17 protein-coding genes are annotated in these 14,275 nt (G+C 69.0%); 10 read left to right on the top strand and 7 right to left on the bottom strand.

The annotated features are described in order from the left end of the window. Nucleotides 1-59: 59 nt before the first annotated feature. The 3 genes from CVV72_RS28245 to CVV72_RS28235 all read left to right on the top strand — a co-directional run bounded on the left by CVV72_RS28245 (nt 60) and on the right by CVV72_RS28235 (nt 2,398). Nucleotides 60-1,616 carry a DUF1841 family protein gene (locus CVV72_RS28245; RefSeq protein ID WP_219146617.1) on the top strand — a complete coding sequence of 519 codons (1,557 nt, stop codon included), beginning with the start codon at nt 60-62 and terminating at the stop codon, nt 1,614-1,616. Nucleotides 1,617-1,685: 69 nt separating this feature from the next. Beyond that, nucleotides 1,686-1,985, top strand: a complete 300-nt coding sequence (locus CVV72_RS28240) for a type II toxin-antitoxin system Phd/YefM family antitoxin (RefSeq protein ID WP_255632291.1) — start codon at nt 1,686-1,688, stop codon at nt 1,983-1,985. After that, entirely contained in the window at nt 1,982-2,398 is a 417-nt protein-coding gene (locus CVV72_RS28235) for a type II toxin-antitoxin system VapC family toxin (RefSeq protein ID WP_219146614.1), read from the top strand. Before CVV72_RS28240 ends, CVV72_RS28235 begins: the two co-directional genes overlap by 4 nt. A gap of 62 nt (nt 2,399-2,460) precedes the next feature. Here CVV72_RS28235 and CVV72_RS28230 read toward each other — a convergent pair whose 3' ends face one another. The 3 genes from CVV72_RS28230 to CVV72_RS28220 all read right to left on the bottom strand — a co-directional run bounded on the left by CVV72_RS28230 (nt 2,461) and on the right by CVV72_RS28220 (nt 5,148). Continuing rightward, on the bottom strand, nt 2,461-2,631 hold the full coding sequence (locus CVV72_RS28230; RefSeq protein ID WP_167373516.1) for a hypothetical protein: 171 nt from the start codon (nt 2,629-2,631) through the stop codon (nt 2,461-2,463). Between the two features lie 785 nt (nt 2,632-3,416). Next, a complete protein-coding gene (gene coaA, locus CVV72_RS28225; RefSeq protein WP_034309674.1) occupies nt 3,417-4,349 on the bottom strand; it encodes a type I pantothenate kinase in 933 nt (310 codons plus the stop codon). A 157-nt stretch (nt 4,350-4,506) separates the two neighbouring features. Beyond that, nucleotides 4,507-5,148, bottom strand: a complete 642-nt coding sequence (locus tag CVV72_RS28220) for a macro domain-containing protein (RefSeq protein WP_219146612.1) — start codon at nt 5,146-5,148, stop codon at nt 4,507-4,509. A gap of 97 nt (nt 5,149-5,245) precedes the next feature. On the opposite strand from CVV72_RS28220, the gene pheA reads away from it, so the two are divergent. The 3 genes from pheA (at nt 5,246) to CVV72_RS28205 (ending at nt 7,576) form a co-directional block, all read left to right on the top strand. After that, nucleotides 5,246-6,154 (top strand): prephenate dehydratase, encoded by a 909-nt coding sequence (gene pheA, locus CVV72_RS28215; RefSeq protein ID WP_219146610.1) that lies wholly within the window; start codon nt 5,246-5,248, stop codon nt 6,152-6,154. Then, on the top strand, nt 6,151-6,771 hold the full coding sequence (locus tag CVV72_RS28210) for a histidine phosphatase family protein (protein ID WP_219146608.1): 621 nt from the start codon (nt 6,151-6,153) through the stop codon (nt 6,769-6,771). Before pheA ends, CVV72_RS28210 begins: the two co-directional genes overlap by 4 nt. A 154-nt stretch (nt 6,772-6,925) precedes the next feature. After that, a complete protein-coding gene (locus CVV72_RS28205) occupies nt 6,926-7,576 on the top strand; it encodes a DUF4232 domain-containing protein (protein ID WP_219146606.1) in 651 nt (216 codons plus the stop codon). Here the strand turns inward: CVV72_RS28205 and CVV72_RS28200 are convergent. The 4 genes from CVV72_RS28200 to CVV72_RS28185 all read right to left on the bottom strand — a co-directional run bounded on the left by CVV72_RS28200 (nt 7,573) and on the right by CVV72_RS28185 (nt 10,901). After that, entirely contained in the window at nt 7,573-8,010 is a 438-nt protein-coding gene (locus tag CVV72_RS28200) for a hypothetical protein (RefSeq protein ID WP_219146604.1), read from the bottom strand. The two genes, CVV72_RS28205 and CVV72_RS28200, sit on opposite strands and share 4 nt — an antisense overlap. A gap of 61 nt (nt 8,011-8,071) precedes the next feature. After that, nucleotides 8,072-9,331: an MFS transporter gene (locus tag CVV72_RS28195; RefSeq protein ID WP_219146602.1), complete on the bottom strand. Its 1,260-nt coding sequence runs from the start codon at nt 9,329-9,331 to the stop codon at nt 8,072-8,074. A 225-nt stretch (nt 9,332-9,556) separates the two neighbouring features. Further along, nucleotides 9,557-9,907 (bottom strand): metallopeptidase family protein, encoded by a 351-nt coding sequence (locus CVV72_RS28190; protein WP_034309691.1) that lies wholly within the window; start codon nt 9,905-9,907, stop codon nt 9,557-9,559. Nucleotides 9,908-9,911: 4 nt separating this feature from the next. Continuing rightward, a complete protein-coding gene (locus CVV72_RS28185; protein ID WP_219146600.1) occupies nt 9,912-10,901 on the bottom strand; it encodes a septum formation family protein in 990 nt (329 codons plus the stop codon). A 95-nt stretch (nt 10,902-10,996) separates the two neighbouring features. Here CVV72_RS28185 and CVV72_RS28180 point away from each other — a divergent pair, with 95 nt between their 5' ends. The 4 genes from CVV72_RS28180 to CVV72_RS28165 are packed head-to-tail and all read left to right on the top strand — an operon-like array spanning nt 10,997 to nt 14,244. Then, nucleotides 10,997-11,605 carry a hypothetical protein gene (locus tag CVV72_RS28180; protein WP_255632290.1) on the top strand — a complete coding sequence of 203 codons (609 nt, stop codon included), beginning with the start codon at nt 10,997-10,999 and terminating at the stop codon, nt 11,603-11,605. Continuing rightward, nucleotides 11,606-12,772, top strand: coding sequence for a glutathionylspermidine synthase family protein (locus CVV72_RS28175; protein ID WP_034309698.1), 1,167 nt, complete (start codon nt 11,606-11,608; stop codon nt 12,770-12,772). A gap of 58 nt (nt 12,773-12,830) precedes the next feature. Further along, a complete protein-coding gene (locus CVV72_RS28170; RefSeq protein WP_034309700.1) occupies nt 12,831-13,283 on the top strand; it encodes a DUF350 domain-containing protein in 453 nt (150 codons plus the stop codon). A gap of 55 nt (nt 13,284-13,338) precedes the next feature. Beyond that, nucleotides 13,339-14,244, top strand: coding sequence for a haloalkane dehalogenase (locus CVV72_RS28165; protein WP_219146598.1), 906 nt, complete (start codon nt 13,339-13,341; stop codon nt 14,242-14,244). The last annotated feature ends 31 nt before the right edge of the window (nt 14,245-14,275 follow it).

Genomic DNA, 14,275 nt, shown 5'->3' with positions numbered 1-14,275 from the left:
GTTCCGCGCCCAGGGCCACCGCGACGCACCCGGCCGGGTCCGCGTGAAAACATGTCGCCATGAGTCCGGTGAGCCGTGCCCGCAAGAAGGCAGCCCAGCCCTCCACCCCGAGTGTGACGGGCCTCTTCAAGGACGTCCTCCGGGACTTCTCGACCCTGGGTGCCGAACCCGAGGTGCTCGACGTCGAGCTGCTGACCTCCGAAGTGCTCGGCCAGTGGTGGGAGATCGAGCTCGAAGAGGACGAAACGCCGCTGGGCCTGGAGCTCATCGCGTTCGCCGAGCGGAAGATCACCCCCGCCGCGGCCGCACTGCTCGCCGGGCTGAAGGTCTTCGCCGAGACCGAGGAGGAGCGCGAGGCGGCCGCGTCGGCGCTGAACACCGTGCTGGGCCGCGGGATCCCGGAACCGGAATGGGCGGCGGAGCTGGCCGCGGTGACCGTCGGGGAATGCTGGCGGACCGGTGACGTCTTCGGTGACGAGTCCTCCCTCCTGTGCGTCTTCTCGCGCGGCGGCGCCGAGCACGGCTTGCTCGCGCTGGTCGACTTCACCGAGGGTGGCCGGATCCGCGACGTCGTCGTGGTCGACAAGCCGCAGGACGTGCTGGCCGAGATGCGGCAGCAGGCCGCCGACGACCCGGAACTCGTCACGCTGGAGCGGGTGCTGCCCGAGCGGGCCCACCAGCTGCTCGCGGACGGGCTGGCCGCGACGGACGTCGTCGAGGAGCCCGACGTCAGCGAGGACTACGCGCGGTTCCACGCGCTCGCGCTGGCCTGGATCCGGGCGCTTCCCGCTCCCGAGCCGTCGCCCGAGATCACCGAGTGGCCGGAGCAGGTCCGCGAAGAGGTCGTCGCCGACTTCGTCGGTTCCGGGCTCGTGGAAGACACGGAAGCGGCGCGGTTCTACGCGCGCCTGCTCGTGGATCACGGCTGTGAAACCGAGCCGGGCAGCCCGCTGCGGGTCGGCCCCGAGAAGCTCGCCCGGTTCCTCGAATCGCTGCTGGACGGCGAATTCGAGATCGACGAGGCCTACGAAGACGCGCTGGAGCCGGCTCTGCTCGGCTGGGTCACCTGGGCCGCAGACCGCGCCGGACTCCCCGAAGCCGCGCGTGTCGCGCTGCTCGAGAGCGCGACCGAGTTCCTGGAGGAATTCGCGCAGGACGAGGACTCCACGCTCGACGTCTACTTCGACGGCTCCGAGGGGATCGAAGACCCGGCGGAACTCGCGGATGCCCTGGCGCGCCGCATGTTCGCCGTGCCGACGGTCTACGCGGAGATCGGGGACGAGGAGCTGGAACTCGAACCCGCCGACCCCGAGCAGCGCCGCCTGCTGGTGATCGGGGAGCACCCCGAGTACCACGAGGCGCTGGCCGAGGAGACCTTCGACGGCGAACCGCGGATGCGGCTCGCGCTCAAGACCACGATCGTCGACCAGCTCTGGGCCGACGAGCCTGCCGAGGTCTGGCAGGCCGTGCGGCGGCTGAGCGAGACCGGGCAGGAGCGCGACGAGATCTTCGACCGCCTCATCGACGCGCTGTCCGCCCAGCTCACCGAAGCGGGCGAGCACGAGATGGACTACGACGTCGACGACTACCGGAAGGCGCTCGGCGAGCTCGCCTGACCACCCGTTTCCGCCGGTCACCCCTCCCCAGCCCTTGCCAACCCCCCTCATTCTGTCTAGTCTGTCTAGATGGAAGCAGCAACCTGGCAAGTGCAGGACGCCAAGCAGCGGCTGAGTGAGTTGCTGCGCCGTGCCGCGTCCGATGGGCCGCAGTTCGTCACGAAACATGGGGAGGAGGTGGCCGTGGTGCTGGACATCGTCGATTACCGCAGGTTGACCGGAAGCGGCGAAGCCCTCGATTTCAAGCTAGTGCTCTCCGGGGAACAGCACCATCCCGAGTACGGGGAGGCGCTGGCCGACGTGCTGGAGGAGATCGCCGCCGAACGCGCGGAAGACCTGCCGAGAGATGTCGTGGAGGTGAGCGGGTGAGCTTTCTGCTGGACACGAACATCGTGTCCGAGGCTCGGCGCCGCACGCAGAACCCGGGTTTCGCCCGGTGGTGGGGCGGAGTGTCGTCGAGCAGGCTCTATTTGAGCGCGCTGACGGTGGGGGAGATCGAGAGGGGGATAACGAAACTCAGGCATCGAGGGGAGCGGGACAGGGAACGTGCGGAAGCGCTGACCGAGTGGCTGGCCGGGCTCACCACGCAGTTCTCGGAACGGATTCTTCCGGTGACCGCCGAAATCGCGGCCGAATGGGGCAGGCAGTACGCGCCGCGGAAAGTGCCGTCCATCGACGGGCTGATCGCCGCGACCGCCCGGGTCCACGAGCTGACCCTGGTCACCCGGAACCTCGCCGACATGGCCGGACTCGGTGCGCAGCTGCACAATCCATTCGACTGAGCGGGTCTCCGCGAGGATCAAGACGTCCGGACGCCTTGATCGGCTGGAACTCCCACCGCGGTTCAGCCCAGCGGTGCCGCGGGGGTGCCCTTGTTCTCCGTGACTTGCGGCTTCTTCCGGCGACGGTCCCCGCGGGCGTCGTCGAAGTCGACGACGAAGGCGCCGGCGGCCATGGCCACCAAGAGCGCGAGGCCGAGAATCGAGCCGATCCAGGTCAAGACGATCGAGAACATCGTGACCCTCCTCCCTGCTCAAGGTCCTTTTCGAGACCTCGTGAACCCCTGAGACAAGGGTCGCCTCGGGCGGCTGTAGCCGGTATCGGCCAACCGGTTACACGTACTGAGCGTGGATCGGCCGATCGGCCGAGGAAAGCCGCCTGCCGACAGCGGTGCGCGACCGGCGCCCACCACCGGCTCTCCGGTGGTGCGAAGGCTGGTCCTTGTGAGGGAACGGCCGGAAACCGCCCGCGTGATCGGCTTCCGGCGAAGTGATCTTGGGACTTGTCGTGAACGTTCGCTGTGAGTAGAGATTCCGTGGTCGCCCGGTCACGCCGTGTCGTCCTCCGGCCCGCCCGGCCCGGGTGCCGTCCATCCAAGCACGCGTGTCGTCCGCCTGATCACGTGAGTTCTGCCCCCAATCACGCGTGTTGCGCTTTCGGTCACGTGAGTTGCGCCCCCGATCACGTGAGTTGCGCCCCCAATCACGCGTGTTGCGCCCCCGAGCACGCGAGTCACGGGTCTGGTCACGTGAGTCACGGGTTTGATCACGTGTGTTGCGGCTCCGGACCACGCGAGTTCCGGTTCCGATCACATGAGTTGCGCCCTCGGGCACGCGAGTCACGGCTCCGGTCACGTGAGTCAGGGGTCTGATCACGTGTGTTGCGGCTCCGGTCACGTGAGTTCTGCCCCCGATCACGTGGGTTGCGCCCCCGAGCACGCGAGTTACGGCTCCGATCACGTGTGTTGCGGCTCTGATCACGTGAGTTCCGCCCCCGGCCACACGAGTTCCGGCTCCGGCCTCAGAGCTTGCGCAGCCGGACCCGGTTGATCGTGTGGTCGGCGTCCTTGCGGAGGACGAGAGTCGCCCGGGGCCGCGTCGGCTTGATGTTCTCCATCAGGTTGGGCTCGTTGATCGTGCGCCACAGGTGGCGTGCCTCGGCGCGGGCCTCGTCGTCCGGGAGGCCGGCGAAGTGGTGGAAGTGCGAAGCGGGGTCCGCGAAAGCGGTGTGCCGCAGCTTGAGGAAGCGCTCGATGTACCAGCGTTCGATGTCGGTCGTCGGCGCGTCCACATAGATCGAGAAGTCGAATAGATCGGAGACGGTGAGCCGGGGGCCGGGCTGCAGGACGTTCAATCCTTCGAGGATCAGGATGTCGGGCCGCTGAACGACCTGCTCTTCGTCGGGAAGGATGTCGTAGGCGAGGTGCGAGTACACCGGAGCGCTGACCCGTTCCGCCCCGGACTTCACGTCGGTGACGAACCGCAGCAGCGCCCGCCGGTCGTAGCTTTCCGGGAAACCCTTGCGGTGCATGATCCCGCGCCGCACCAGTTCCGCACGCGGGTAGAGGAACCCGTCGGTGGTGACCAGGTCGACCCTGGGGTGATCCGGCCAGCGGGCGAGCAGGGTGCGCAGGATGCGCGCGGTGGTCGACTTGCCGACGGCGACGCTGCCCGCGATCCCGATGATGTACGGCACCTTGGTGCCCCGGCTGTCTTCGCCGAGAAAGGTGGTGGTCGCTTCGTACAGCCGTTGCCGGGCGGCGACCTGGAGATTGATCAGCCGGGAGAGCGGCAGATAGACCTCGGCGACCTCGGCGAGGTCGACCTGTTCGCCGAGACCGCGCAACCGCAGCAGTTCCGCGGCGGTCAGCGGCAGAGGAGTCGACCTGCGCAACTCGCGCCACTGCTCACGGTGCAGCTCGACGTAGGGACTGAGCTCACGGACCCGCGGCATCGCACACTCCTCGCCCGTCGCCTGCGCTGGCGCCGTACAAAACCGTGTTGACGAGTTCTCGGCGGGTGAACGTGCCTCGAACCGGATGAAGCCGCTTTAACGGTAGGGCTTACGGCTCGTGAACGCGCTGCGATGTGATGTACCCCGCTTCGGGGCGTTACCGTCCGTTACGGGGGCGGCCTGGGGTGAAGACCTCGTTCCACGCCGCGGCGACCTGGCGCGCGCAGACCGCGGGCGCGACCCCGCCGAAGCCGGTGCCGAGTCCGGGCATCGCGATCGTGTGCACGAGATCACGGACCCGGCCCTGGTCGAGCCTGCCGTCGCGCCACTGCTGGAACACCGCCCGGGCGGCCAGGTACGGATGCACGGTGTCCCGCGGCAGGTGCTCGCCGGGTTCCCGCATCGTCGGCGCGCTGATCAGCCAGGCGGGCTCGGCCTCGCCGGTGGGCACGATCACCGCTTCGCCGATCGGGAGCTCTCCGCCGTGGTAGGCGAGCACGGCGCTGCGCACGTTCTGCTCGACGTCGGGATAGGCGCGGGCATACACGGCGTCGATGCCGCCCCGCATCCAGCCGTAGGAGTTCGCGGGGCTGACGACGGCCTGCGCGACGACGTCGAGCACGGACCCGCGGTGCACGAAGACCCGGCCGTCCACTGTGTCCGCGACGGTCGTCCAGGCTTGTGCGAGCGGGTCATCGACGGCGCACAACACCAGCTCCGGAGTGGGGCTGTCCGGCGGGGGAGCGAAGGAGGAGCCGGCGTCCTCGTGGCCGGTGCGCGTGCCCGGTTCGGCGGTCACGCCCTAAGCATGGCAAAAAAAGCCACCCGGCGTAACCGGTGCGCGTACCGGCTGTCCGAGTGAAAGTCGCCACCCGCGCCGTGCGTAATCTGGCGGGGTGTCACGGATCGCCTACTTCGGCCCCCAGGGAACCTTCACCGAACAGGCCGCGCGCCGGCTCGCCCCCGGTGAGGAGCTGATCCCGGCGGAGACCATCCCCGCGGCGCTGGCCGCGGTGCGCGCGGGCGCCGCCGACGCCGCGTGCGTCCCGATCGAGAACTCCGTGGAAGGCGCCGTCACCGCCACCCTCGACAGCCTGAGCGAGGCCGAGCCGCTCGTCGCGGTGGCGGAGGTGCTGCTGCCGGTCCACTTCAGCGTGCTGACCAGGCCGGGAACCACCGAGATCCGCACCGTGGCCAGCCATCCGCACGCGCTCGCCCAGGTCCGCCACTGGGTCGAGGCGAACCTGCCGGGCGCGCGTCCGGTCGCGACGTCGTCCACGGCGGCGGCCGCGGTCGCGGTGGACGCGGGCGAGTTCGACGCCGCCGTCACCGCGCCGGTCGCCGTCGAGCACTACCCGCTGGAAGTGCGGGCCACCGAGGTCGCCGACGTCCGCGACGCCAAGACCCGGTTCATCCTCGTCCGAGCGCCCGGCGACCTGCCGGAACCGACCGGGGCGGACCGCACGTCGATCGTCGCCGCCGCGACGAACCGGACCGGCGCCCTCGCCGAGCTGCTCACCGAACTGGCGGTCCGCGGCATCAACCTGACCAAGCTGGACGCCCGTCCGACCAGGAACAACTTCGGCGAGTACCGCTTCTTCATCGACTTCGAGGGGCATGTCGCCGAGCCCAGGATCGGAGACGCGCTGGCCGCGTTGCGCCGCCGGTGCCGGAACGTGCGGTTCCTCGGCTCCCACCCGCGCGCGGACAACGGCACGACCGAGATCGAGCCGGGTGCCGCCAACGACGATTTCACCGACGCGATCGGCTGGGTCGAGTCGGTACGGAAGGGAGCACAGGCGTGAAACTTCTCCTCGTCCGCCACGGCCAGACCGAGGGCAACGTGCGAGGCGCGCTCGACACCGCGTTGCCGGGCCCGCCGCTCACCGAGCTGGGCCGCGAGCAGGCCCGGGACCTCGCGACCCGGCTGGACGGCGAGCCGATCGTCGCGGTCTACGCCTCGCAGGCGGTCCGCGCCCAGCAGACCGCCGCGCCGCTGGCGGCGAAACTCGGCCTGGACGTCCAGGTGCTCGACGGCGTGCACGAGGTCGCGGCGGGCGACCTCGAAGGCAAAACGGACAAGGACTCGATCACGATCTACATGAGCGTCGTGCGCCGGTGGACGCTCGGCGAGCTCGACCCGCCCATCCCCGGCGGCGAGACCGGTGCGCAGGTCCGCGTCCGCATGCTCGACGCGGTCGCCCGTCTGCGCGCCAAGCACGAGCAGGCCGACCCCGACGGCACGGTGGTGCTGGTGAGCCACGGCGGCGCGATCCGGCTGGGCGGTGAATGGCTCGCCGGGAACGTGACCGCCGAGGTCGCCAACCAGGGGCTCATCCCGAACACCGGTGTCGTCGAACTCGTCGCGACCCCGGCCGGCTGGACCTGCCTCACCTGGGCCGACACCCCCGTCGAAGCCTGACCTGGGACGTTTGCCTCCGACTCCGCCGGGGAATACACCCCACAAGATCGATTAACACCTTGTGGGGAATTAACCGGTGGAGCGCAACCCGCACGGCGGACACCACGTCTACTGAACAGTGGGTCACCCGGCAGCGTCCGATTCAGGGAGGCGAATGACCATGGTTCGTTCGAAGATGATCTCCATCGGCGGTCTCGTCGCGGGTACCGCCGGGCTTCTGCTGCTCAGCGCCTGCGGTTCGGAGACCGCGCCCGTCGCGCAGAACACGTCCGCGTCGCCGTCCAGTTCGGCGCCGGACACCTCCGCCGCGCCCAGCGCGAGCTCCTCGAGCCCGGCGCCTGCCCCGCAGCCCGTCCAGCCGCCCGCACAGGCGTCGAAGAACGACGGGCTGTGCAAGGCGGGTGACGTCAAACTGTCCATCCAGGACAGTGACGCCGCCGCGGGCACGGTGTACCGCAAGCTCGTGATCACCAACGCGAGCGGGCACCCGTGCACCGTCCAGGGCTTCCCAGGTGTCTCCTATGTGACCGGAGCCGACGGCCACCAGGTCGGCGAGGCCGCGTTCCGCGACGGCACCAAGGGCGGACCCGTGCAGCTCGCCAACGGGGAGAGCGCGATCGCCGACGTCGGTTTCGTGAACGTCCGCAACTACGACGAGGCGGTCTGCAAGCCCACCGAGACCCGTGGGCTGCGCGTGTACCTGCCGCAGGAGACGGCGTCGAACTTCGTGCCGGTGCAGGGATTGGGCTGTGCGGGGAAGATCCCCGGCAATCAGCTGACCGTCAAGACCGTCCACAAGGGCTAGAGCTGGGTGCAGAGCTGTTCGGCCTGCGCCAGGTGCCGCTGTCCCGAGATCTGGTTGAAGTGCAGGCTGAACACCATCCGGCTGACCCCGTCGATGTGCTCGGCCAGCGGCCGGTAGGTGTCGTTGGCGGCGGCCGCCGCGGCGGAGAGTTCGCGGGCGGCCGTCATCCGGTGCAGGACCTCGGGGGCCAGGACGGCCACGGTCCGTTCGCCGGGTGCCGAGCCGGTGGTGTCCGGGATCGTGCCGACCCTGGCCAGCGCCGAACAGGCGTCTTGCGCGTCTTCGAGCGCCCCCGCGTTGACGCCCGAGAGCGCCCACAGCATGCCGATCACGCCACCGCCGATCACGAAGCCGGCGACGGCGGTGAGTACTTGCGGGCGTCTCGAAGGTTCTGTCGTCCCCACGCCGGCCTCCGGCACCAGTGTCTGCTGCATCGCGGACCTCCCCGTCACCCGTGGCGGTGATGGGCTATTTCAGCACCAAAGGCCTTTGTTTTCACCGGTCCCGGTGGAGAACCCGGTCCTCCGTGGCCGATTCGTCATCGAAGGCTCCTTGCCGTAACGAGACGAACGCGAAACCGGCTACTCCGAACAGCAGCAGCCCGGACGTGAGGAACGTCCGGGCAGGCGATCCGAGGGCGTGGGTGAGGACGCCGCCGAGCAGGGCGCCGATCGGGATCGCGCCCCAGACGACGGTGCGCCACACGCCGAGGACCCGGCCGAGCAGATCGCCGGGGACGAGGGTGTGCCGCGCCGTCCCGAGCACGATGTTCACCGCGACCACGGCGGCCGCGAACAGGCCGAACAGCGCCGCTCCCGCCACCGGCGAGCTCGTCAGGCCCATGCCTGTGAAGGCCGCGCCGCAGCCGGCTGTGCCCCCGAGGAGCACCGCGCGACGGCTGGTCGCCTTCACCAGACGCGGGGCGACGGCCGCGCCGAGCAAGCCGCCGATACCGCCGACGAACGCGAAGAGCCCGAAGGCCGCTTCGCTGAGACGCAGGTACTCGATCGCGTAAAGCACCAGTTGCGCCTGCGCGAGTTCGCTGACCAGGCTGATCAGCCCGGCGATCACGACCAGCCGTAGCACCAGCCTGCTTTGCTTCAGCCAGCGGAAACCCTCCGCCAGTTCGGTACGGAGGGCGGCGGGCGCGTGGTCGGTGGCTCTCGGCCGATAACTCCCGGCGAGTCCGATCAACACGACGGCCGCGATCGCGAAGCCCACCGAGTTGAGCAGGAACGGGAAGGCCGCGAAGAGTGCGAAGGTGGCGCTCCCGACTGGCCCGCCTAGGAAGGTTTGCCCCACGATCTCGCACGCCTGCAGCTTGCTGTTCGCGCTGTCGAGCGAACCCTTGCCGACGACCGCCGGGATGAGCACGTTCGCGGCGCTGTCGGCGACCACCTCCGCGAAGCCGATGAGCAGCGCGGCGGCATAGACCAGCCAGATCGTCACCCCGCCCGACGCGACCAGGGCGGCCGTCCCGCCGACGACGACGGCGCGGACGCCGTTCGCGAGGATCATCGCCCGCCGCCGGTCGACGCGGTCGAGCAGCGCGCCCGCGGGGAGCGCGAACAGCAGCCACGGCAGGAACTGGGTCGCCGAAAGACCGGCGATGAGCAGCGGATCGCGGGTCAGGGTGACCGCGAGCAGCGGGAACGCGACCTTGCCGATCCCGTCGCCGAGGTTCGACGCCGCGCTGGACGCGAGCAACCAGCGCAATCGCCGGTCGCTCCCCCCTCGTGCCGTCGACTCGGCCATGGACCGCCTCCCCAGGCATTCGCCGGCGTCGGCCGACGACAACGTGTCGAAAAGTTTAGCGGGGGCTGTCGCCCAAAGTGGCTGGGTTGTTACGCCCAGTTAAGAATCCGGAGAACCCGTGGTGCTCCACGCACAAAAATCACCGACCATGTCGCCTTCGGCGCGGAATCCGCCGTGTCGGTGCCGGGGGAGCAAGGGACCTTTGCTCTCGCCCTGCCCGGCGGCTCAGCCCCACCCGAGTTCGTGCAGGCGCGCGTCGTCGATGCCGAAATGGTGGCCTACCTCGTGGATGACCGTGATCAGCACCTCCTCGACGACGTCCTCCTCGGTGTCGCACATCTCCAGCAGCGGGCGCCGGTAGATCGAAATCCGGTCCGGCAGCACCCCGCCGTACTCGTGGGTCCGCTCGGTCAGCGCGACCCCGTGGTACAGGCCGAGGATCGTGGGCGACTCCTCGTTGAACTCCTCCACGAGTACCACGACGTTGTCCATGGCGTCCGCGAATTCGGGCGGGAGCTCGTCCAGCGCCTCCGAAACCAGCTCCTCGAATCGCTGCTGGGTCATCTCGACGGGCACGCGCTCATCCTCCGGTCTTCGGGGCCGAAGAGGACGTAGACGACGCTGCCGGCGGGGTCTCACCGGTGCCGACCTTGACGCTCCCGGTGACCGGCGCCAGCCCCTTGTTGTCCGGCAGGACCGCCGCCACCTTGCAGTTCACCAGCGTCGACCCGGCGTCCCAGCTCTCCTGCTCGCGGACGTCCCAGCTGAGGATGAGTTTCTTCTCCGCCAGGTCCGCGTTGCCCGTGTACTCCTGCGCGGCCGTCGAGCACGCGGTGTCCAGCCAGGTGTTCTGCTGCTCCTGCGACGGGTAACCGTCCTTGAACTTCGTCTTGAGGTCGAGCGTCGCGATGATCTCGTACGAATGCGCCTGCGCGCAGTCGATGGGGTCGCCGAAGCTGTTGTTGAGCAGCGCGAGGCAGGTGCCCGGCTCCCAGACGGCGGACTGGTCCTGTTCCTTCGCCGGTCCCTTGGTCGCCTGGAGCTTGCCGCCCTGGCCCGCCCACTGCAGACCGCAGCGCAGCTGCCGGTCGCCGTCCGCCCACTGCGCGGGCGTCGGCCGGAGCAGGTTCATGCTCAGCTTGCCGTACGGATCCAGCGTGCGGCCGAGGTACGGCTTGACGTCGATCGTGCACTGGGACCTGGAGATCTCCTGCCACTGCTCCAGGTTCGGGCTCGGCGCCCCCGGCGGGTACTGCGCGCCGATGTCGACGATGCTGGTGACCTCGAACAGGTGGGCTTCGGCGCACGGCACGCGCCGCGCGTCGGTGGCGTCCGGATTGTTCCAGGTCAGACAGGTGCCAGGGGGAGATTGGAACGCCTCAGCCGCGGCGGGCGACAGTTTGGGGGCGCCGCCGCCCGCACCGCCCTCCGGGCCCACGTTCCACGAAAACGCCACACTCAGCGAAAGCGCGATGATCGCGCCCGCGAACACACCGGCCATGACGAGCCGGGTGCGCAGGGTGCTCAGCGCGTTTCGCGGATCACGGAACCGCTCGGCCTGTTGAGACATCCACTCCATGATGCCCGCGCCGCACGTAAGGTGCGCATACCGGGTGGTTAGTGTTGAGACACGGGTTCGGGCCGGCGGGCGATTACGGAGCTTCGATGACGCAGGATGACAACCAGGGGGCACAGGGCCCTCAGGAGCCGCCGAAGCGCGGCTCCATGCGCTTCCAGGACGGCAGCACTCAGGCGCGGCAGCCGTCGTTGGCCGAGCAGCGGGCGCGACAGCAGGCGCTGGCGGAGCAGGAGCGCCAGGAGGCGCTGGCCGCCGAAGCCGCTCGCGCCGCCGAGAAGAAGTCTTCGACCAAGAAGAAGATCCTGATCGGAACCGGTGTGACGGTCGGTCTGGTCGGTCTGGTCGCGACGTTCTACACGGTCGCGAAGCCGGAGAACGTCACGGCCGTCTGCACCACCAAAGACACCGAGATCGTCGACAACGACCAGAACTGCGACGAGAACTACGTGCGGTCGCACGGCGGTTACGTCAGCGGCGGGTTCTTCTTCCTCCCCATCGGCGGTATCGGCGGGCCGATGCAGAGCTACCGCTACAACTACGGCGGCTCCGGCGCGATCGGGCAGCGCGTGTCGGGTGGCTCGTACACCGCGCCGTCGAACGCGAACGTCAGCACGAAATCGGGCAAGTCCGTCCAGCGTGGCGGGTTCGGCATCAGCGGCAAGAGCGGCGGCAGCGGCAAGAGCGGGGGCTCGTAGGTGTACCGGGATTCCAAGCCGCCCCGGCGGGATTGGCAGAACATCGTCGAAGAGCAGGGCCTGGTCTTCGGCACGCCCGCCCGCGACGGCTCCGGCAAGTCCCGGCCGTACTGGGACGAGTCGGTCCACTATGTCTTCGACATGGACGAGATCCTGTCCGTCGAGGCGGACGTGGAGCTGCTGCACTCGATGTGCCTCGAAGCGGTCGACAACGTGATCACCACCGAGCAGTACCACCGCTTCGGCATCCCCGAGTGGGTCTGGCCGCATATCGCCGAGTCGTGGAAGCGGCAGGATCCGCACGTCTACGGCCGCTTCGACCTGCGGTACGACGGCAAGAGCCCGGCGAAGCTGCTCGAGTACAACGCCGACACCCCGACCTCGCTGCTCGAGGCCGCGGTGCTGCAGTGGCACTGGAAGACCGCGGTCTTCCCCGACGACGACCAGTGGAACTCGATCCACGAAAAGCTGGTCGAGCGCTGGGGCGAACTCGCCGACAAGCTGCCCTCCAACGAACTGCACTTCACCTGGTCGTCGGCCGATCCGTCCGGTGAGGACCACGTGACGACGGCGTACCTGCAGGAGACCGCGGCCGAGGCCGGGCTCGACACCGTCGGCCTGTCGATCGAGGAGATCGGCTGGGACCCGGTGCTCAAGCGGTTCGTCGACCTCGAAGAGGCGCAGATGGCGACCGTGGTGAAGCTCTACCCGTGGGAATGGGTGGTCGACGAGGAGTTCGGCCGCTTCGCCGTCGAGACCATGCCGCGCACGCTGTGGGTCGAGCCGCTGTGGAAGATGATCCTCTCCAACAAGACGCTGCTGGCGATCCTGTGGGAAAACTACCCGGGGCATCCGAACCTGCTGCCCGCCTTCGCCGACGATCCCGGCCTGCTGACCGAGTACGTCCGCAAGCCGAAACTCGGCCGCGAGGGCGCGAACGTGCAGATCGTCGCGACCGGGTACGAGACGCAAACCGACGGTGTCTACGGCGCGGAAGGTTTCGTCTACCAGGCGTTCGACCCGCTCCCGGAGTTCCAGGGTTACCGGCCCGCGCTCGGCGCGTGGATCGTCGGGGACCAGGCCGCCGGCCTCGGCATCCGCGAGACCGCGGGACTCGTCACCGACGACGGTGCGGCGTTCGTCCCGCACCGCATCGTCGAGTCGTGATAGAAGCAACCGCACAAACCTGACATTCCTGACCAGCACGTACCTCTGGGAGCACCCTGTGACCACCACCCTTGCGCTGTCCGACACGTTCGGCTCCGACCTCGTGCGAGGGATCGGCGCGATCCTGCTATACGGCGTCGTCGGCCTGCTGCTGATGTTCGCCGGGTTCTGGGCGATCGACTGGACCACGCCCGGCAAGCTGTCCCAGCTGGTCAGCCGTGGCCTGCCGAACGCGGTCATCGTCACCGCGTCGGGCCTGCTGTCGATGGCGTTCATCGTCGTCGTGGCGATCGCGAACTCCGCCAGCGACCTGACCGAGGGCCTCATCACGTCGCTGGTCTACGGCCTGCTCGGCATCGTCGTCCAGGTGCTGGCCGTCCGGCTGCTGGAGTGGGCGACCCGCATCGACGTCCGCTCGACCATCGAGAGCGACAAGTTCGCCCCGGTCAGCGTCGTGGTCGCGGCCGCGCACCTGGCCCTCGGCCTGGTCGTGGCCGTCGGCATTTCGTGATTTCTTGACCTGCTGAAACCGGCATCGGCGCACGATTCCCACTAACGTGGGGGTCGTGCGCCTTTTAAGGACACCGGACGACCGGTTCTCGGACCTGCCCGATTTCGACCTCGAACCGCGCTACGCGGAACTCGTCGACCTTCACGGCGGCGTGATCAGAGTGGGATACGTGGAGGCCGGACCCGAAGACGGGCCGCCCGTTCTCCTGCTGCACGGCGAGCCCACCTGGTCCTACCTCTATCGCAAGGTCATCCCGGTGCTCGCCGACGCCGGGCTGCGCGCCATCGCGCCCGACCTGGTCGGCTTCGGTCGATCCGACAAACCCGGCGACATGGTCGACCACACCTACCAGCGGCACGTGGAGTGGATGCGCGCGTTCGCCTTCGACGTCCTCGACCTGACCGACGTCACCCTGGTCGGCCAGGATTGGGGCGGCCTGATCGGCCTGCGCCTGGTCGCCGAAAACCCCGATCGGTTCGCCAGGGTCGTCGCGGCCAACACCGGCCTCCCCACCGGCGACACCGACATGCCCGAGCTGTGGCACAAGTTCCGCGACACCGTCGAGAACGCCCAGGTGCTCGACGTCGGGCGCTTCGTGCAGTCGGGCTGTCAGACCAAGCTGTCCGAGGAGGTCCGCGCCGCCTACGACGCGCCCTTCCCGAACGAGATGTACAAGGCCGCGCCGCGCGCGATGCCGTCGCTGGTGCCGATCACCCCGGACGATCCGGCCGCGGCCGCCAACCGGGCCGCGTTGAAGGTGCTGGCGGAACTGAACAAGCCGTTCCTGGTCTCGTTCTCCGACGGCGACCCGATCACCGCGCCGTGGGGCCTCGAACTGCGGGGCTCGATGCGCGGCGCCCGCGAACTCGAGCATCCGACGATCACCGGGGCGGGCCACTTCCTGCAGGAGGACGCGGGCGGGCGGCTGGGCGAGGTCATCGCGCGCTTCGTGAAGTCCTGATCCTCGTGAGTGGTAAGGACGGTTAGAACCG

This window comes from Amycolatopsis sp. TNS106 (assembly GCF_019330265.1).
Taxonomy (GTDB): Bacteria; Actinomycetota; Actinomycetes; order Mycobacteriales; family Pseudonocardiaceae; genus Amycolatopsis; species Amycolatopsis lurida.
This window is presented reverse-complemented; position numbering and strand designations above follow the sequence as displayed.